This window comes from Variovorax defluvii (assembly GCF_039541515.1).
Classification (GTDB): domain Bacteria; phylum Pseudomonadota; class Gammaproteobacteria; order Burkholderiales; family Burkholderiaceae_C; genus Variovorax; species Variovorax defluvii.
Window position 1 is genome coordinate 105,276 of sequence record NZ_BAABGJ010000021.1, and the last position, 18,258, is coordinate 123,533.

Sequence of the window (18,258 nt, forward strand, 5' to 3'; positions counted from 1 at the left end):
CGGACTAAGCTCGTGCGATGAAACGAGCTCGCCCTTGGCTCATCGGCTCGGTGATCGCCGTGCTCCTGCTGCTCGGCGGGGCGTGGTTCGCCTGGCGCCTGCTGCCCAGCGACGAGGCGCTGGCGGCGCAGATCGAGGAGCGCTTCCAGAAGTCCACCGGCATCGAACTGCGCGTCGGCAGCGCGAGCTGGTCTTTGCGCCCGGCGCCGGTCGTGGTCCTCGGGGACATCGCGACCGGGCAGGACAGGCCGATCACCGTGCGCCGCGTGGTCCTGCGGCCCCGGCTCGATGCGTTGTGGCGCCGCACCGTCGCCATCGAGGCGATCGAAGTCGAGGGCGCCGTGCTGCCGTACGCGTCGGTACGCGCCTTCCGCGGGCGCTGGCAGGGCGGCGAAGTCTCCGGCATGCTCGCCGGCGCCTGGACCCTGGCGGAAATCCCGGTCGAGCGCGTGCGGCTGCGCGACGTCGTGTGGATCAACCGCCGCGACATCGCGCTGGCCTACGACGCCGACCTGCGCTTCGACCGCGGCTGGCGCCCGCGCGAGGCCGAACTGCTGCGGCCCGGTGTCTCGCCGACGACCCGGCTGCGCCTGGAGCGCGAAGGAGACGAGGACCGCTGGCGCACGCTGATCGATGCCGGCGGCGGCACGTGGAACGGCCAGGCCGCGCTCGAAACCACCGAATCCGGCCGGCTGCGTCTGAGCGCCCAGCTCGAACCCCGGGGCGTGGACGTCGGCGACCTGGTGCGCGCCTTCGGCCGGCGCCAGGTCGTGGCGGGCCGCTTCGACGGCCACACCGAGATCCGCAGCGAGGGGGACAACGTCGCCGAGCTGATCCGCGACGTCCGGACCCGCACGCGCTTCACCATGCGGCCGGCGACGCTCCAGGGCTTCGACCTCTCGAAAGTGACTTCGGGTGGCGTCAGGGGCGGCCAGACGGTGCTCGACGAACTCACGGGCACCCTGGAGACGCAGAACACCGTCGATGGCGTGCGCCTTCGCTATGCCGGCCTGCAGGCCCGCTCCGGCGTGCTCAGCGCCAGCGGCAGCGCCACCGTATTCAATCGGCGGCTGAACGGCGAGCTGGCGATCGACCTGGTCGACGGCGTCGTCGGCCTGCCGCTCAAGCTGGCCGGGACGCTCGACGAGCCGCTGCTGTCGATGACCGGCGGCGCGCTGGCCGGCGCGGCGGTCGGCACGGCCGTGCTGCCGGGCGTGGGCACCGCGATCGGCGCGCGGGTCGGCCAGCAGATCGAAAAGCTGTTCGGGGACGAGAAAAACAACCAGGAGAAAAACAAGAAGTAGTCTCCGGCCGGGCTCGGGCTCATGCGGGCCTGAACCCTGGCAGCGCGTGCATCCGCTGTTTCAGCGCATCGATGAACGCCGTCACCCGCGCCGGCCGGTACAGCCCCGGTGGCAGCGCGACGTGGATGCCGATCGGCTCCAGCCACCAGCGCGGCAGCACGCGCTTGACGCGCCCGGCCTGGATGTCCGCATGGCACATCCACGGCGCGGCCGCGCCGATGCCGGCACCGTTGAGGATCGCGCGGTAGCTCGACAGCAGGCTGTCGGTCTTGATCGGCGTGTCCAGCTGCACCATGCGCGAGCGCCCCGACTTGTCCAGCAGGCGCACGCTGCCCTCCACGTAAGGCACCAGGCCCACGCAGGGCAGCGAGGGCAGGCGGGCCAGCGTGACCGGCCCGGTGCGCTTGAGCAGCGCCGGCGTGGCGATCAGCACCCGCTGCATCTCGCCCAGGTGACGGCTGACCAGGCCCGGGTCCCGCACCGTGCCGACGCAGACCCAGCACTCCGCGCCCGAGGCGGCAAGGTCCACCACCCGGTCCGTCAGCGTCAACTCGACGCGCAGCGCCGGATGGCTGGCGCGCAGGTCCGTCACCGCATCGGTCAGGAAGCCGGTGCCGTAGCCGGAAGGGCCGATCACGCGCAAGGTGCCCTCCGGCCGGCTCTGGCCGCCCGAGAGCCGGCTGGACAGGCCCGACCAGCGGTCTGTCAGGTCGTGCGCCTCGGCCAGCAGCGAGCGACCCTCGTCGGTCAGCGAGAAGCTGGCCGTGTTGCGGATCGCCAGCTTGCAGCCCAGGAGTCGCTCCAGCTCCAGCAGGCGGCGGCTGGCGGTCGGCTGCGTCGTGCCCAGCAGGCGTGCGGCCTTGCTCAGGGAACCGCTCTCGCCGATGCGGATGAAGGTCTCGAGCAGGTCCAGGCGGTCGTGGGTGTATTTCAGGCGGCTCATGCGCACGACGTATAACACTTCATCGCTTGATACGTCTTCCGGCGTGGGGGCGCGATCCGTATCGTGCCCGGAATGCGCATCGACACCCCCATCCGGACCATCGGCGACACGCCCCAGGGCGGCAGCGTCCTCGGCTTCTACGCGCCCAAGGGCGCACCGCGCCCCCCGCGCATCGCACGCGGTGAAGGCGTCTTCCTGTTCGACGACGCCGGGCGGCGCTACCTGGACGCCACCGCCGGCGCGGTGGTCGCCAACATCGGCCACGCCAACCCGCGCGTGCTGGCGGCGATGAACGAGCAGGCGGCCAAGGTCAGCTTCGCCTATCCGCGCTTTTTCGAGAGCGAGCACAACATCGCGCTGGCCGATCGCGTCTGTGCGCTGGCGGGCGAAGGCTTCGACCGCGCCTTCTTCGTCTCCGGCGGCTCCGAGGCCAACGAATCGGCAATCAAGCTCGCGCGCCAATACGCGGTCGTCCGCGGGCAGGCCAGCCGCAGCAAGGTGATCTCGCGCGATCCCAGCTACCACGGCTCCACGCTGGGTGCGCTCGCCGTCACGGGCGACGCCAACACGCTGAACCTCTACGGCCCGATGATCCGCGCGATGCCGAAGGTGCCGGCGCCGCAGTCCTATCGCGTGCCCGAGGGGCACACCGTGGCCTCGTACGAGAAGGCCTGTGCCGAGGCGCTGGAACAGACCATCCTGCGCGAGGGCCCCGAGACGGTGCTGGCCTTCATCCTGGAGCCCATCGGCGGGCTCTCCACCGGCGCGGTCGTGTCCTCCGCCGCCTACTTCGAGCGCGTGCGGCAGATCTGCGACCGGCACGGCGTGCTCGTCATCTACGACGAGATCATGAGCGGCGCCGGCCGTACGGGCGCCTTCCTCGCTGCCCATCACTGGCCGGCCGCGCGGCCCGACCTTGTCACGCTGGCCAAGGGCCTGGCCGCAGGCTACACGCCGCTGGGCTGCCTGCTGGCACCCGACCACATCGTGGACGCGGTGGCCGGCAGCGGCGGCTTCGTGCACGGCCACACCTACTTCACCAACCCGCTGTCCTGCGCGGTCGCGCATGCGGTGGTGGAGGAGGTGATCGGCCAGGGCCTGGTCGAACGCGCCGGCGACATGGGCGCGCTGCTGGCGGCGCGCCTGCGCGAGGTCGCCGAGCGCTCGCCCATCGTCGGCGACGTGCGCGGCAAGGGCCTGCTGACCGCCATCGAGATCGTGGCCGACAAGGGCAGCAAGCGACAACTGCCGGCCGCCTTCAACGCGCCGGCGCGCCTCACCGAGCATGGCCTCAGGCACGGCATCGCGCTCTACAACCGCCGCGCCAACCTCGGCGCCTTCGGCGACTTCCAGATGATCACACCGCCGCTGACCATCACCGCGCCCGAGGTCGACCTGCTGGCCGAACTGCTCGAGCGCTCGCTGGCCGACCTGGCCGACGAGATCGCACACAAGGGCCTCGCCGCCTGACCCTTTTACCCATCCACCCAGGGCCCACCATGAAGCTCCCCGCTCTCCTGAAGACCGCGCTCGCCTGCGCCAGCCTCGCCTTCTCCGTCGCCGCGCCGGCCCAGATCGCCGCGAACAAGGGGCCGCTCAAGCTGGTCGTCGGCTACCCTGCCGGCGGCTCGGCCGACGTGCAGGCGCGCACGCTGTCCGACAAACTTGCCGCCGAGCTGGGCACCACCGTCGTGGTCGACAACCGCACCGGCGCCGGCGGCCAGATCGCGGCCGACTACGTGCGCAACGCGGCGCCCGACGGCCTCACCGTGCTGCTGGCCAACATGCACATGATGGTGATGCTGCCGCTGACCTCCAAGTCGGTGCGCTACGACGCGGTGAAGGACTTCAAGGCCGTGGGCCGCATCGCCAGCTTCTACGAAGGCATCGCCGTGCCCGCCGCGCTGCCGGCCAAGGACGTGAAGCAGTGGCTCGAGATCGCGCGCACCGATACGCAGAAGGCCAGCTACGGCGTCCCGGCGCCCGGCAGCGTGGCGCAGTTCATCGGCTACCGCCTCGGCACCGGGGCCCAGGCCAACCTGGTGGCCGCGCCTTATCGCGGCGCCGCGCCGCTGGTACAGGACCTGTTGGGCAACCAGATCGCCGCCGGCATCACGCCCATCGCCGACCTGGTGGCGTACCAGCAGAGCGGCAAGCTCAAGGTGCTGGCCGTCAACGGCGCGAAGCGCTCCGCGCTGCTGCCCGACGTCCCCACGCTCAAGGAACTGGGCCAGACCCATTTCGACAACCTCGAATGGACCGGCCTGTTCGTGCCGGCGGGCACGCCCCAGGCCACCGTCGACCAGTTGCACAAGGCGCTGGGCAGGGCGCTGGCCGGCAAGGACGTGCAGGAGCGCTTCGCCAAGCTCGGCTTCGAGGCGCATCCGAGCAGCCCGAAGGAGCTGATGCAGCTCATCCAGGACGACCTGCACAGCTGGGGGCCGGTGGTCAAGGCCTCGGGCTTCGCCTCGGAATGAGCGGCATTCCCTCGCACAAGACCCTCCATCTCCCCGGCGTCCACGGCTACGCCGACCGCAAGAGCGTGGCGGCCGGGGAGGTGCTGCGCTTCCACGTCAGCAGCGACCGCGCCTGGCAGCTCTCGGTTTGCCGCCTGGGCAGCGATGTGGAAGGGCGCAGCGACGACGAGGTGCTGCACCGCTTCGCGCCTTCGGCCGCGCGGGTGCAGCCCATCCACCCGGGCTCCTACGTGCATGTCGAGAAGGGCCTGCCGGCCGCGCTGCCGCTGCAGGGCCTGACGGTGGAATGCTGGATCAAGCCGTGGAGCGTGGAACGGCGCCAGAGCGTGATCGGCCAGTACGACTTTCCCGCGCACTGCGGCTGGGGCCTGTTCATCGAGGCCGGCGGCGCACCCGCCTTCTACCTGGGTGACGGCTGCGCCTTCCGCGCCGATGCGCAGCAGGCGCACGGCCGGCTCGCCGTGCGGCGCTGGCAGCACGTGGCCGCCACCTGGGACGGCCGGGTCGCCGCGCTGTGGATCGACGGCACGTGCATCGGCCGATGGGACGCGCCGCAGGCCGTGTGCCCTGGCCCGTCGCCGCTGCGCCTGGGCGCCAGTGCCGTCGAGGGCGCGGCCGATGTGTTCCTCGATGCCGACCTGGCCATGCCGGCCGTGTACAACCGTGCGCTGGCGCCCGCCGAGATCGCGCAGCGCCATGCCGCGCGCGGCCTCGCCGCACCCAACGGCCGCGCGGTGCTGGCCTGCTGGCCGCTGCGCGAGGAGCGTGGCGCGCAGGTGGCCGATGCCAGCGGCCACCAGCGCACCGGCCGCATCGTCAACCACGGCACCTGGATGATCGTCGGCCCGGCCTTCGATCCCGCCCGCGTCGCGCCCAGCGAGGACGCCGAGTCGGACTACGACCCCTTTGCCGATCCGCTGCGCGGCCACGGCCTGCGCCTGGCCAGCGACGACCTCTACGACTGTCGCTGGGAGGCCACGCACGAATTCCGCCTGCCGGAGAATGCCCGGCCCGGCATTTACGTGGGCCGAATCCGCTTCGAACACGAGGGCCGCGAGGCCGACTACGACATCAGCTTCGTCGTGCGGCGCCCCGCGCACGCCGCGCCGGCGCCCATCCTGGTGCTGTGCGCCGTCAGCAGCTGGCTTGCCTACGCGAGCACGCCCTTCGCGAAGAATCGGGTCGACGATCCCGTCTGGCCCCGCCGCGCGGAGGGCCTGGAGAACTGCCACCCCGACGCGCCCGCCTTCTGCAGCTATACCTACCACCGCGCCGGCCAGCCCTGCTACCAGGTCGGCCTGCGCATGCCCTGGCCCAACGCCAGCCCCAATGCGCTCTACGACCCCGCGGGCAGCGGCTTCTGCCAATGGGTGCGGCTGGAGCGCCACCTGCACGTCTGGCTGGAGCGCGAGGGCTATGACTTCGACATCGCCGCCGATATCGACCTGCACCGCGATCCGGCGATGCTCGCGCGCTACCAGACCGTCTTCGTCAACGGCCACAGCGAATACTGGTCCACGCCCTGCGTCGATGCCCTCGACGACTATCTGCGCCGCGGCGGCAGCGCCGTCGTGCTCTCGGGCAACACCATGTACCTGCGCGTGAGCTACGACGAGGACATGACGGTGATGGAGCAGCGCAAGGTCAATGGCCCCGCCCACGACGAGAGCGCGCCGCCGCTGGGCCCGCCCGCCGGACCCTTCGGCGAGCAGTACCACAGCCAGGACTGGGCGCGCGGCGGCCGGCTCAAGGCCACGGGCCGCGCCGCCGGCGCCCTCATCGGCCTGGAGACGGCGGGCTGGGGCTTTGCCGACGGCGAGGACTTCGGCGTCTACCACGTGGTGCAGCCGGCGCATGCGCTCTTCAACGAGCCGCAGCCGCTGGGCCTGGCCCACGGCCAGACCTTCGGCCACGCGCCGGGCGGCGGGCTGCCGCGCGCGATCGGCCACGAATGGGACCTCACGCTCGCCACCCTCGCGCGCATGACGCACACCGTGCCGCCCGGCGCCATGCTGCCCGATCCGCCGGCGGGCATCGAGGTCATCGCCCACGGCATCCGCCGCGTGCCGGGGCGGCTCGACGCCTACCTCGACTACTTCTCGAACCTGAGCGAGTCGATCGACGGCCTCTCGGCCGAGATGATCTACTGGGAGCGCCCCCAGGGCGGCCGTGTCTTCCACGCCGGCGCCGTGGGTGCGGCCTGGGTGGTGGACTGCGATCCGGTCTTCGGCGGGCTGCTGCGCAACGTCCTGCACCGCTTCGGCGTGACATGACGCTCTCCCCCAGGCTCCCCCACTTCGTGTGGTCCGCCAACCCCCTCACCGGGGGTGCACCCAGAGGCCCGGCAAAGCCGGTTCCTCGGAGGATGTCGCTCTCCCCCAGGCTCCCCCACTTCGTGTGGTCCGCCAACCCCCTCGCCGGGGGCGCACCCAGCGGCCCGGCAAAGCCGGTTCCGCGGGTGCTCCCGAACGGGCCGGCTTCGCGGCCTGGGTGTCTGGTGCGTCGCGGGCTGCGCGATGGCGCGGTGGAAAAGCGGGTCTGTCCGGAATCTCAGCCGGCGAGCAGCGTCCCCAGGCGCTCCAGGTCCACGTTGCCGCCGCTGATCAGCACGCCCACGCGCAGCCCGGCCAGCTGCGCCTTCATCGCGCGCGCCGCCGCGAAGCCCAGGCAGCCGGTGGGCTCCACCACCAGCTTCATGCGCGAGGCGAAAAAGCGCATGGCCTCGATCAGTTGCGCGTCGGTGGCGGTCAGCACGTCGTTCACGTCGCGGCGGATCACCCCGAAGGTGTACTGCCCCAGGTGCTGCGTCTGCGCGCCATCCGCGATCGTCTGGGGTGTGTCGATGTGCACGATCTGCCCGCTGCGGAAGGACTGCTGCCCGTCGTTGCCGGCCTCCGGCTCCACGCCGTAGAGCTTGCACTGCGGCGACAGCGCGTGCGTCGACAGCGCCGTGCCCGACAGCAGCCCGCCACCGCCCAGCGGCACGAACAGCGCGTCCAGAGGACCGACCTCCTCGAACAGTTCCTTCGCCGCCGTGCCCTGCCCGGCCATCACGTCCGGATGGTCGTAGGGCGGGATCAGCGTCATGCCGTGCTTGTGCGCCAGCTCGCGGCCGATCTGCTCGCGGTCGTCCTTGTAGCGGTCGTAGATCACCACCCGGCCGCCATAACCCTTGGTGGCCGCGACCTTCGCGGCCGGCGCGTCGTGCGGCATCACGATGGTGGCCGGCATGCCCAGGATGCGCGCGGCCAGCGCGATCGCCTGCGCGTGGTTGCCCGAGGAGAAGGCCACCACGCCGCCCTGGCGCTGGCGCGCGTCGAACTTGGACAGCGCGTTGAAGGCGCCGCGGAACTTGAAGGCGCCCATGCGCTGCAGGTTCTCGCACTTGAAGAAAACCTGCGCACCGAGCTCTTCATCCGCCGTGCGCGAGCGCAGCACCGGCGTGCGGTGGGCATGGCCTTCGAGGCGCTGCGCGGCGGCGATGACGTCGTCGTAGGTGGGAAGGATGGGAGTGCTCATCGTCGAATCCTGTGTGCCTGAAAATTTCGTCAAAGCCCCTCGAACCAGCGGTCCGCCCACTGGTTCAGCGGCTTGAGGCGCTTCACCAGCTCGGCGCCCGATTCGGTGAGCGCATAGCCCTGCTCGACCAGCGCGACGATCTGCAGCGCGCGCAGCTCCTTGAGCCTGTCGTTGAGCACGGAGGGCGACATCTCGTCGGCGTTGCCCTGCAGCAGCCTGAAGCTCTGCGGCGTGCCGTCGCGAAGCTCCCACAGGATGCGCAGCGTGCCCTTGCGGCCCAGCTGCTCGAGCAGGGCCATGATGGGGCGGCGGGCCGTGAGATGGGCGCCGTCGGGCGCGGAGGCGGGCATGGTCGCAAAGGTGACGAAGATGTTCTTGCGCTACGGAATCCGTAGCGATAGAGTGCATCGAACGCTACGGATTCCGTAGCGAATTCGACCGCCATTCTAGTCAAAGGAGCAGCCCATGGAAGCGCTGACGGAACACACGGCCTCGCCCCGCATCACGCCGCTGGCGCCCCCCTATCCCGAGGCACTCGGCGCCCTGCTCCAGAAGATGACGCCGCCCGACGCGCCCGACATCCTGGCCCTGTTCCGCGTACTGGCGCTCAACCCCGCGCTGGCCGAGCGCTCGACCGCCTGGGGCGGCTACCTGCTAGGCCGCAAGGCCAGCCTGCCGCTGCGCGACCGCGAGATCGTGATCCTGCGCGTGTGCGCGCGCTGCGGGGCGGAATACGAGTGGGGCGTGCACTGGACGGCCTTCGCGCAGGCCGCGGGGCTGGGGGACAGGGAGCGCGAGGCGATCGTCGCGCACGAGGCCCGTCGCGATGGATTGGCAGCGCGCGATCGACTGCTGATCGAGATGGTGGATGCATTGCACGACAAGTCCGACATCGACGATGCCCTGTGGGCCGCTCTCGCCGCCGAATGGACGCCGCCGCAGCTGATCGAACTGCTGATGCTGGTGGGGTGGTACCACGCGATCTGTTATGTCTGCAATGTCGCGAGGGTGCCGTTGGAAACATGGGGCGAGCGTTGGTGAACCGGCGCTGAGCCCACGGCGGCATATTCAATGGCTGAATCCATTGCGACGTCGGGGAATGGGTAGCGGACGCGCATACCTCTTGTCCTGCGGTACTTGCAGGTCGGAGTAACAGGTCCACGCCGCCGGCAGGGATGTGCGCTTCAGGCGGTGCCGCCCGTTCCCTCCAGCAACCGTCGCAACACCCCGTGGCGCATCGTCTGCGGCCGCGCCTGCTCACCCGTCAAAGCTTGCGTCATGAGTTCACGGCTGGTGGCCTGCTGCAGATTCACCTCCCGCACCACCTGCCCGTGCTCGTAGACGAAGGCCACGTCGGCCAGGGCGATCACGTCCTCGGCGTCGTGCGTGATCATCAGCACCGGGATGTTCCAGCGCTGCCGCACCTGGGCCAGCTCGGCCCGCAGGGCGCTGCGCAGCATCGGGTGCAGGGCAGCGAAAGGCTCGTCGAGCAGGAGCACCTGCGGCCGGCAGGCCAGCGCACGTGCCAGCGCCACGCGTTGCTGCTGCCCGCCGGAGAGCTTGGCCGGCCGGCTCGCGGCCAGGCTTTCCAGGCCGAAGTTCTCGAGCAGCGCCTGCACCTGGGCGTCCTCCTCGCGGCTCAGGCGCCGCCGGTGCCAGGACTTCAGGCCGAAGGCCACGTTGTCCCGCACCGAGAGGTGCGGAAAGAGCGCGTAGTGCTGGAACAGGTAGCCGATGCGGCGCTCCGGCGCCGGCACGTCGATGCCGCGCGCGGCGTCGAACATCGTGCGGCCATTCAGGCGCACGTGGCCCGCATCGGGCCGCAGCAGCCCGGCGATGGCCTGCAGCGTGAGCGACTTGCCGGCACCGGACGGGCCGTACAGCGCCGCGAAGGGCGCATCGGTCGAGAAGCGCGCCGCCAGCTCGAAGCGGCGGCTTCGGTCCTCGACGGCCAGGCGGATGTCGACGTCGATCATGGCTTGCCGAACCCGTAGCGCGCCAGCGTCTGCTGCGCGGCCTCGCCGCCGAGGTAGTCGACGAAGGCGCGCGCCAGCGCCTTGTTCCTGCTGTCGGCCACCACCGCCACCGGGTAGGTGACCGGCGTGTGGCCGCCGGGTGCGAGCGCGATCTTCACCTTGTCGCCGGCGATGGCGGCATCGGTGCGGTAGACGAAGCCGGCCTCGGCCTCGCCGCGGCCGACGTAGTCCAGCACCTGGCGCACGCTGTCGGCCTGCACGAACTTCGGCTCCAGCGTGCTCCAGAGCTTCGCGTTGTCCAGCACCTCCCTGGTGTAGCGGCCCACCGGCACGGTGGCGGTCTTGCCCACCGCGATCCTGCGGACCGCCGGCCCCGCCAAGTCCTTCAACGACTTCAGGCCAGAGCCGCCCTGCGCCGGCTCGACCATGACCAGGCTGTTGCTCACGAAGTTGCGCCGGCTGTCGGTCTCGATCAGCTTCTGGCCGGCGGCGCGGTCCATGGTCTCCTGATCGGCGCTGGCGAACACGTCCACCGGCGCGCCCTGGCTGATCTGCTGCAACAGCACGCCCGAAGCCGCGAAGTTGAAGCGCACGGTGGCACCGGGCCGGGCCGCCTCGAACTGGGTGCCGATCGCCTTCAAGGCATCCGTCAGGCTGGCCGCGGCCGAGACGGTCAGCTGCTGGGCGGCGGCGGCGCAGGGCAGGGCGGCGGCGAGGGCGAGGGAGGCAACACGGCGGGACAGGCGCATGGCGAGGATTCCTTGGCAGCTCAGCGAAGCGAGAAGAAGCGGTTGGACAGCACCAGCACCGTGATCGACAGCGCCGAGGTCACGATCACCAGCACCAGCGCGCGCTCGTCCTGCCCGGCCTGGGCGGCGTCGTAGATGGCCATCGACAGCGTCTGGGTCTGCTTCGGGATCGAGCCCGCCACCATCAGCGAGGCCCCGAACTCGCCCATGGCGCGCGCGAAGGCCAGCAGCGTGCCCGCCAGGATGCCGGGCCAGGCCAGCGGCAGCGTCACACGCAGGAAGACGGAAAAGGGCGACTGGCGCAGAGTGCTGGCTGCAGCCTCCAGCGCGCGGTCCACGCCTTCGAAGGCGGCGCTGGCCGACTTCAGCACCAGCGGCAGCGCCACCACGGCGGAGGCCACCACGGCGCCGTGCCAGTTGAAGATGATGGTGTAGTCCAGGTGCTCGCGCAGCCAGGCGCCCAGCGGACTGTGCCGGCCCGCCGCCACCAGGATCGCGTAGCCGATCACTGTGGGCGGCAGCACCAGCGGCAGCATGAACATCGACTCCAGCACCGAGCGGCCGAAGAAGCGCCTGCGGGCGAACACCCACCCCAGCGCCACGCCGGCCACCAGCGCGAGCACGGTGGCCACGCCGGCGACCTTCAGCGACAGGACCAGGGGCGACCAGTCCATCGCTTCGAGCAGGGATTTCGTTGTGTTCATCGGAATACTGCGCATTCTTGCACAGGGAACCGGTCGAAGCGGATCCCGACACGCCGGTTCAACGGTACGCCAGGGAATTCGGAACCCACCGGGGCGCGAGCCGACACCAGCTCGCCGATATCCCGCTCGATACAGCGGCCGGGCTGCGGCCAGGGCCAGGGGAGGCCCGGACGGTCAGGGCGCCAGCAGCCGCGTCAGCGCCGCGATGTCCGCTGCCGCGCTCACGCGGGCCGTGCTCTCGATGGCGCGGTAGTGCCGCACGATCTGCTCGCCCACCGGGGTCAGCGCGGTGCCGCCGCCGTGCGAGCCGCCGGCCGCCGTGTTGACGGCGGGGCTGGCGAGCGCCTTGTTCATCTCGTCGATCAGGAGCCAGGCGCGGCGGTAGGACATGCCCAGCTGGCGGCCTGCCGCGGAGATCGAGCCCGTCTCGGCGATGGCCTCGAGCAGCGCGATCTTGCCGGGGCCGATGGCGATGCTCTCGTCGCGGTAGATGCGCAGGCGGAACTGCACTTTGGATTTCATGCCGGGCGTCTGGAAGTCAGGGCCGAAGGGTAAACGATGCGTCGCCGCCGCAGTCTTCGTGCCTTGCCCTGTTCGGAGAGGCCCGTCCTGCCGATACACAGCCATGAGCACGCGGAAGCCAGCGCCGGAGAGTGCGCCCAGCTACAGGATCGCGCAGCGCGAAGGCTGCACGATCCTGTATGGCCACATGCCGCTGGGGGCCTGGCTGCGCCTGTTGCGCGGGGCGAGCGACATGCACGTGCTGCACGCCGACGTGGCCCGCATGCTGGGCGCGACCGCCGTCATCGGCCCCGCCGACGGCCTGGCGCGCTTGCGCGCCCAGGAGACGGCGGCCGCCATGGGCCGGGTGCGGGCGCAGCTCGGCCGCGCCGCGCGCCGCCTCGACCCCGAGGCCGTGCGCTGGCTGGCCGCGGGCGAACAGGGCCTGTCCAGCCTGGCGTTGTTCACGCTGCTGACGGGCGTGCGGCCGCGCCACTACGGCGGCTCGAATCTCGACCTGCCGCGCGACGCCCAGGAGCTGCGGCGCTGCCGCCTGCTGCTGGAACAGGTGCCTTCGCTCCAACGCGGGCTGCTCCGGCTGGCGCGCCGCGTGTCCGATCCGGAACTCGTCACCTGGGCCGCACTGGCCGAGGCCTGGCCGGACCTGTGCCGGCAGATGGATCACGAGTGGCCGTGGTGGCGCGACCAGCCGGGGCGTGCGCCGGGCGTGGACGCGATGCTGGAATGCTTCCGGCAGGTGGAGACCGATCGGGCGGTGCTGCAGTCGACACGGATGGGGGCCCTGTCCTGGCCGATGCCCTATCCGGAGCCTCTGGTTCCGCCCCGCCACGGTGCGTCGCACTGGCTCGGTTAGGGACCTTGCGCCTCTCACGCCCGCGGGCGGCCGACCACCGACTGGATCGCTTCCAGGTAGGCCGTCCCCAACTCCTCGTCCGGCTCCAGGTAGGTGCCTTCGGCCCACTCGTTCCAGGCGTTGATGAAGATGAAGGGCGTGCCGGCCCGGCTGGCCTTCTCGTAGAGCCGCGAAAAGCCGTCGCGGAAGGTCTGGACGTCCACGTTGCGCATCACCAGGCTGGCGTCCAGCCGCCGGCGCGGCGTGTTGTCCCAGTCGACGAAGGCCCCGGGGTAGTGGCCCGGCGGCAGCGGCCGCTCCGCCATGGCGCGCCACATCGCACGGTAGTCGCTGCTGCGGGGCGCATAGGGGCCGCGGCCCAGGTAGCGCCAGCACAGCCGGCTGACGCCGTTGGCGAGCTTCTCCGACACTCTCAGGTGCGCGGGCAGGTGCGCGCGCGTGTAGAAAGGCTCGAACTCCACATAGGCGTCGAACAGGTGGCTGCGCTCGTCGCGGCCGAACACGGTCAGCATGCTCGCCACATGCAGCCCCGGGAAGCCGCTGCGCAGCGCCAGCTCGCGCCAGCAGTCCAGCATCGCTTCGCATTCGGCGATGCTGGCGCTGCGGTAGATCAGGATCACCGGGCAGCCGTCGACGCGGATGTAGCGCGGGTCCAGAAAGGCCTTCTCCAGGTAGCGGTAGTGCGCGATCCAATCGTCGCGGTGGCCGTAGTCCTGGGGCATCAGCACGTGGCGGTCGCCCCCGTCCCAGGTCCGCGTCCACGGCTCGTTGGCCCAGGTGATGCAGAAGGGGAAGTCGGGCGCCCGCCGCTGAAGCAGCGCATCGAGCGGGCGCTGCAGCAGCTGGCGGCCGGCGAACCAGTAGTGGTAGTAGCAGAAGCCGCCCAGCCCATGGGCGCGGGCCAGCTCGGCCTGCCAGTCCTGCGTGCGCGGATCGGAGAGGTCGTAGTAGTGGTCGTGCAGCGGCACGCGTGGCTGCCGGTGGCCGCGGAAGTGCGCCCGCGCCTTCCTGACGTTGGTCCACTCGGTGAAGCCTTCGCCCCACCACTGGTCGTTCTCTGGAATGCGGTGGAACTGGGGCAGAAGGAAGGCCAGCACGCGGGTGTCGCTGGGGCTGTCGGGGCGGGGCGCCAGGGTGGCGGAGGTGGCGCTGTGGTCGGGGTCGATTCTCATGCTCGCGTCGGCCGTCCGGCCCGGGCAGGGACTGACGGGTGTCTGGGTCTGGCGTCGATCGGGCAATGCCCAGACCCATCCTCGGACACCCGGGCGCGCGCTTCGGTAGGTTCGTGCCTACGGCCTGTAGGCCGATGCCTGACGAGCAGGCCTTCGCCGCCACTTCGGCAGTGCCTGCCACGAATCGACTGTGACGTCCCCCTAGGCCAGGCGCACCACGGCTGAGTCGCCCGCATGCGCGGCATGCAGCCGCTCCACCTCCGCCGCGCGGCGGCTCAGCACCGCGCGCTGGTTGATGTAACCCTTGTCCGTGATCTCGCCCGCATCGATGTCCGGCGGCGTCGCCAGCACCAGGGCGCGCACCGGACATTGCGAGGAGCCCGCGCCCGCCTCGCGCATCGCCGCCATCGTGCGGTGCAGGGCTGCGGCCAACGCGTCCGGCGGCATGGCCGCGGCCTGCGCGCTCGGGAAGACCAGCATGCCCACGCAGTCACGGTCGTGTCCGGTGATCACCACGTCCTGCGCCAGCGGCGCGAGGCGCGAGACCAGCTCCACCCGCAGCGTGCCCACCGAGACCCAGGTGCCGCTGCCGAGCTTGAAGTCCTCGGCCACGCGGCCGTTGAAGATCACGCCCCGCTCGGGCCGCGCCGCATCCGCCAGGTAGCCCGCGTCGCCGATTCGGTAGTAACCCTCCTCGTCGAAAGCCCGGGCGCTTTCCTGCGGCGCGTCGCGGTAACCGGGGAACACCGAGACGCCTTTCACGCGCATCTCCAGCTTGTCGCCGTTGGGCACGAACTTCAGCTCCAGCCCCGGCAGCGGCGCGCCGATGCAGCCGGCGCCGTCGAGCTTCCAGTGCGCGGAGGTGATGGCCGGCGAGGTCTCGGTCGCACCCCAGGAGGTGGTGAGCCACAGCGGCTTGTCCGGACGCGCGCGCTGCGCCACCGCCTCCAGCCGTTGCCAGGTCGAGGGCGCGAGCGCGGCGGCGGCGTAGAAGCACAGGCGCAGCCGCGACATCGACTCGGCTGCGAGCGCGCCGTCGGCCTCGAGGAAGGGCAGCAGCATGTCGTACCCGCGCGGCACGTTGAACAGCAGCGTGGGCCGCACCTCGCGCAGGTTGCGCACCGTCTTCTCGATCAGGCCCGGCGCCGGCCGGCCTTCGTCGATGTAGAGCGCGCCGCCATGGCACAGCACCATGTTGAAATTGTGATTCGCGCCGAAGGTGTGGCTCCAGGGCAGCCAGTCCACCAGTACCGGCGGCTCCTGGTCGAGGAAGCGCCAGGTCTGCGCGATCATCTGCTGGTTGGCGCACAGCATCCGGTGCGTGTTGATCACGACCTTGGGCTTGCCGGTGGAACCGGAGGTCAGCAGGTACTTGGCATGCGTGTCGGGGTGGATGGCCTCGAAGGCCTGCATCACCGCCGGTGTCTCGGCGGTGGCGAGCAGGCGCTCGAAGGGGATCGAGGCGGTGTCGGCGTTGCGGCTGAACACCCTGATCGCCTCCACGCCGCAGCCGGCGATCGCGCTGCCGTACACCTTGGCGTCGGAGGCATAGATCAGCGCCGGTTGCAGCGCCTGCAGCATCGCGTGCAGCCGCGAAGGGTCCTTGGCCATGCGCGAGTAGGCGCTCGACAGCGAACAGGCCGTGCGGCCGATGTGCATCGTCGCGAGCATCAGCACGGCATGGTCGATCGCGTTGTCGGAGAGGATCACCACCGGCTTGTCCGCCGGCACGCCCAGGTCCAGCAGCCCCTGCGCCACCGATCCCACGGCCCGGCGCAGCGCGCGGTAGTCGAGCCGACGCCAGCCCTGGCCGTACTCGTCGCGCTCGGCCAGTGCCACTGCATCGGGCGTCTCGCGTGCCCAGCGCTCCAGCCATTCGCCGATGCAGCGCGCGTAGGGCTTCAGTGCCACCGGCGAACGCAGCGCGAAGGAGCCGTCGTCGAAATCGATGCGCAGGGTGCGCGGCGGGGCGAGCTGGGTGTCGTCGTCGAAGAAGCTCTCCGTGGCTGTCATCGCTTGTCTCCGGGGATTCGCCTCGTTGCGGATCAGTCCAGTGTGCCGGTGGCGGCCTTGGCGCGAATCAGGTCCAACAGCAGGGTGTCGCGTGCGGCCTCGAGTTCCGGCATACGGCGATCGCCGAGTTCGGCGGCAACGCCCTCGGTCACCTGCTGCCGGAGTGCGTCGGTCATCGCCGGTGCGCCGAGGTCCTTCCACCAGTCCTCGATCGGCCCGCCCAGGTGCGCCAGCACATGCGCGATGCCGCCCGCGCCGCCCGAGAGATGCAGGTTCATGAACGGACCCATCACGGCCCAGCGCAAGCCCGGGCCGTGCGCGATGGCCGTGTCGATGTCGCCCACCGAGGCCACGCCCTGCTCGACCAGGTGAAAGGCTTCCCGCCACAGCGCCGCCTGCAGCCGGTTCGCGATATGGCCCTTGACCTCGCGCTTCACGTGGATCGGCCGCTTGCCGATCGCGGCGTAGAAGGCCATCGTGCGCTCCACCGTCTCGGCCGAGGTGCCTTTGCCGCCGATCACCTCCACCAGCGGGATCAGGTGCGGTGGGTTGAAGGGATGCCCCAGCACCACCCGCGCGGGGTTCGCGCAGCCCGACTGCATCCCGCTCACCGTCAGTCCCGAGGAGCTGGACGCGAGGATCGCGTGCGGCGGCGCCGCCGCGTCCATGCGGCGGAACAGATCGACCTTGAAGTCCAGCCGCTCGGGCCCGTTCTCCTGCACGAAGTCGGCCTCGCGCAGCGCCTCTTCCAGCGTGGCATGGAAGCGCAGCCGCGCCATCGAGGCCCCCTCGGCCAGCCCGAAGCGCGTGAGCGTGGGCCAGTGCTGCGCCACCGCCTCGCGCAGGCGCGCTTCCGCGCCCGGCGAGGGGTCGGTGGCATCGACGTCCAGGCCGTGTGCCAGAAAATACGCGGCCCAGCTGGCGCCGATCACGCCGGTGCCGACCACCGCCACGCGTGCGATCGCCTTGTGCATGTGCATCCCTCCTGAAGACCCGCGTCGGGCGTCGCTCAGAGCGCGAACTCTGGCCGCGGCAGCCCGATGCGCGGCAGGCCCATCATGTCGCGCGCTTCGGCAGGCGTGGCCGGCTCCAGGTCCATCTCGCGCAGGATCCGCACGATGCGCTCGGTCAGCTGCAGGTTGGTGGCCAGCTCGCCCTGGCGGTAGTAGAGGTTGTCCTCCAGCCCCACGCGCGCATGGCCGCCCAGCAGCACGGCGCTGATGTTGGCCTCCAGCTGCGAGGGCCCGATGCCGCTCACGCAGAAGATCGCGCCCTTGGGCAGCGTGTCCACCATCATCTGAAGGTGGCGCGGCGAGAAGGGCATCGCGTTCTGGAAGTTGCGGTGCACGTTCATCACCAGGTTGATGAAATAGGGCGCCTCGTCCAGCCCTTCGTTGATCAGCGTGGTCGTGTCCTGCAGGATATGCGTGGGGCTGAACACCTCCCACTCGGGCTTGATGCCGCGCGCCTTCATGCCTGCCGCGAGCGCGCGGCCCTTCGACAGCGGCGTGTCCATCAGGATCTCGCGGCCCTCGAAGCTGAGGTTGAGCGTGGTCGCGTCCAGCGTGCACATCTCGGCGCCGGCGTCCATGCCCTTCACGCGTTCCTCGAAGGCGATTTCCCAGCGGCCGCCCGCGAGCGGCTTGACCATGTCGCCGTGCACGCCGCCCCCGGTGGAGTTGTTGAGCACGATGTCGCAGCCGGCATCGCGGATGCGCTGGTTGATCTCGCGGTAGACCGCAGCGTCGCAGGTGGCGCCGTCGTCGGGGCGGCGCGCATGGATCGCCGCGACGCTGGCGCCGGCCTTCCAGCAGGCCACCACGTCGGCCGCGATCTCGGCGGGCTGGGTGGGAAGGTGGGGGTTCTGCGACTTGTGCGCCATGCCACCGGTGGGGGCGATGGTCACGATCACTTTGCGCTTGGACATCGGTCTTGCTCCTGGATGAGCGCGCTATTATTTTTGGCCGCCGCCGGCCGCACAGTCATCGCGATGACATTTGGGCTCAGGGTTTACGCGGCGCACCAA

The 18,258-nt window shown here is 70.8% G+C and carries 17 protein-coding genes; 6 read left to right on the forward strand and 11 right to left on the reverse strand.

The features are described 5' to 3' along the window. The first annotated feature begins 17 nt into the window (after nt 1–17). Complete coding sequence (locus ABEA07_RS12845) at nt 18–1,304, forward strand: AsmA family protein (RefSeq protein ID WP_345538275.1); 1,287 nt, start codon at nt 18–20, stop codon at nt 1,302–1,304. A gap of 19 nt (nt 1,305–1,323) precedes the next feature. Here ABEA07_RS12845 and ABEA07_RS12850 read toward each other — a convergent pair whose 3' ends face one another. Continuing rightward, nucleotides 1,324–2,247: a LysR family transcriptional regulator gene (locus ABEA07_RS12850; protein WP_345538277.1), complete on the reverse strand. Its 924-nt coding sequence runs from the start codon at nt 2,245–2,247 to the stop codon at nt 1,324–1,326. Nucleotides 2,248–2,319: 72 nt separating this feature from the next. On the opposite strand from ABEA07_RS12850, the gene ABEA07_RS12855 reads away from it, so the two are divergent. Genes ABEA07_RS12855 through ABEA07_RS12865 form a run of 3 tightly spaced genes read left to right on the forward strand, consistent with a single transcriptional unit; the run spans nt 2,320 to nt 6,997 of the window. Next, the gene (locus ABEA07_RS12855; protein WP_345538278.1) at nt 2,320–3,717 is read left to right on the forward strand and encodes an aminotransferase family protein; all 1,398 of its coding nucleotides are present in this window, start codon (nt 2,320–2,322) and stop codon (nt 3,715–3,717) included. A gap of 29 nt (nt 3,718–3,746) precedes the next feature. Further along, nucleotides 3,747–4,724, forward strand: a complete 978-nt coding sequence (locus tag ABEA07_RS12860) for a Bug family tripartite tricarboxylate transporter substrate binding protein (protein WP_345538279.1) — start codon at nt 3,747–3,749, stop codon at nt 4,722–4,724. Next, complete coding sequence (locus ABEA07_RS12865) at nt 4,721–6,997, forward strand: N,N-dimethylformamidase beta subunit family domain-containing protein (protein WP_345538280.1); 2,277 nt, start codon at nt 4,721–4,723, stop codon at nt 6,995–6,997. The genes ABEA07_RS12860 and ABEA07_RS12865 overlap by 4 nt, the downstream gene beginning before the upstream one ends. A 277-nt stretch (nt 6,998–7,274) precedes the next feature. On the opposite strand, the gene ABEA07_RS12870 is transcribed toward ABEA07_RS12865, so the two are convergent. After that, nucleotides 7,275–8,243 (reverse strand): threo-3-hydroxy-L-aspartate ammonia-lyase, encoded by a 969-nt coding sequence (locus ABEA07_RS12870; protein WP_345538281.1) that lies wholly within the window; start codon nt 8,241–8,243, stop codon nt 7,275–7,277. Between the two features lie 29 nt (nt 8,244–8,272). Beyond that, nucleotides 8,273–8,593 (reverse strand): winged helix-turn-helix transcriptional regulator, encoded by a 321-nt coding sequence (locus ABEA07_RS12875; RefSeq protein WP_345538282.1) that lies wholly within the window; start codon nt 8,591–8,593, stop codon nt 8,273–8,275. A 115-nt stretch (nt 8,594–8,708) separates the two neighbouring features. Here ABEA07_RS12875 and ABEA07_RS12880 point away from each other — a divergent pair, with 115 nt between their 5' ends. Continuing rightward, nucleotides 8,709–9,284, forward strand: coding sequence for a carboxymuconolactone decarboxylase family protein (locus ABEA07_RS12880; RefSeq protein WP_345538283.1), 576 nt, complete (start codon nt 8,709–8,711; stop codon nt 9,282–9,284). 143 nt (nt 9,285–9,427) lie between these two features. Here the strand turns inward: ABEA07_RS12880 and ABEA07_RS12885 are convergent, their stop codons facing one another. The 4 genes from ABEA07_RS12885 to ABEA07_RS12900 all read right to left on the reverse strand — a co-directional run bounded on the left by ABEA07_RS12885 (nt 9,428) and on the right by ABEA07_RS12900 (nt 12,194). Then, the gene (locus tag ABEA07_RS12885) at nt 9,428–10,219 is read right to left on the reverse strand and encodes an ABC transporter ATP-binding protein (protein WP_345538284.1); all 792 of its coding nucleotides are present in this window, start codon (nt 10,217–10,219) and stop codon (nt 9,428–9,430) included. Further along, nucleotides 10,216–10,968 carry a molybdate ABC transporter substrate-binding protein gene (modA, locus tag ABEA07_RS12890; protein WP_345538285.1) on the reverse strand — a complete coding sequence of 251 codons (753 nt, stop codon included), beginning with the start codon at nt 10,966–10,968 and terminating at the stop codon, nt 10,216–10,218. Before modA ends, ABEA07_RS12885 begins: the two co-directional genes overlap by 4 nt. A gap of 20 nt (nt 10,969–10,988) precedes the next feature. Further along, nucleotides 10,989–11,672: a molybdate ABC transporter permease subunit gene (gene modB, locus ABEA07_RS12895; RefSeq protein ID WP_345538287.1), complete on the reverse strand. Its 684-nt coding sequence runs from the start codon at nt 11,670–11,672 to the stop codon at nt 10,989–10,991. A 174-nt stretch (nt 11,673–11,846) separates the two neighbouring features. Continuing rightward, nucleotides 11,847–12,194, reverse strand: coding sequence for a winged helix-turn-helix domain-containing protein (locus ABEA07_RS12900; protein WP_345538288.1), 348 nt, complete (start codon nt 12,192–12,194; stop codon nt 11,847–11,849). 103 nt (nt 12,195–12,297) lie between these two features. Between ABEA07_RS12900 and ABEA07_RS12905 the strand changes: the two genes are divergently transcribed. Continuing rightward, complete coding sequence (locus ABEA07_RS12905) at nt 12,298–13,047, forward strand: hypothetical protein (RefSeq protein ID WP_345538289.1); 750 nt, start codon at nt 12,298–12,300, stop codon at nt 13,045–13,047. A gap of 14 nt (nt 13,048–13,061) precedes the next feature. Here the strand turns inward: ABEA07_RS12905 and ABEA07_RS12910 are convergent, their stop codons facing one another. From ABEA07_RS12910 to ABEA07_RS12925, 4 genes are all read right to left on the reverse strand, one after another. Then, a complete protein-coding gene (locus ABEA07_RS12910; protein WP_345538290.1) occupies nt 13,062–14,219 on the reverse strand; it encodes a glycosyltransferase WbsX family protein in 1,158 nt (385 codons plus the stop codon). A gap of 201 nt (nt 14,220–14,420) precedes the next feature. Continuing rightward, entirely contained in the window at nt 14,421–16,232 is a 1,812-nt protein-coding gene (locus ABEA07_RS12915; protein WP_345538291.1) for a feruloyl-CoA synthase, read from the reverse strand. Nucleotides 16,233–16,264: 32 nt separating this feature from the next. Beyond that, nucleotides 16,265–17,206 (reverse strand): 3-hydroxyacyl-CoA dehydrogenase NAD-binding domain-containing protein, encoded by a 942-nt coding sequence (locus tag ABEA07_RS12920; protein ID WP_425584128.1) that lies wholly within the window; start codon nt 17,204–17,206, stop codon nt 16,265–16,267. A 35-nt stretch (nt 17,207–17,241) separates the two neighbouring features. Then, complete coding sequence (locus ABEA07_RS12925) at nt 17,242–18,159, reverse strand: beta-keto acid cleavage family enzyme (protein WP_345538293.1); 918 nt, start codon at nt 18,157–18,159, stop codon at nt 17,242–17,244. Between the last annotated feature and the right edge of the window lie 99 nt (nt 18,160–18,258).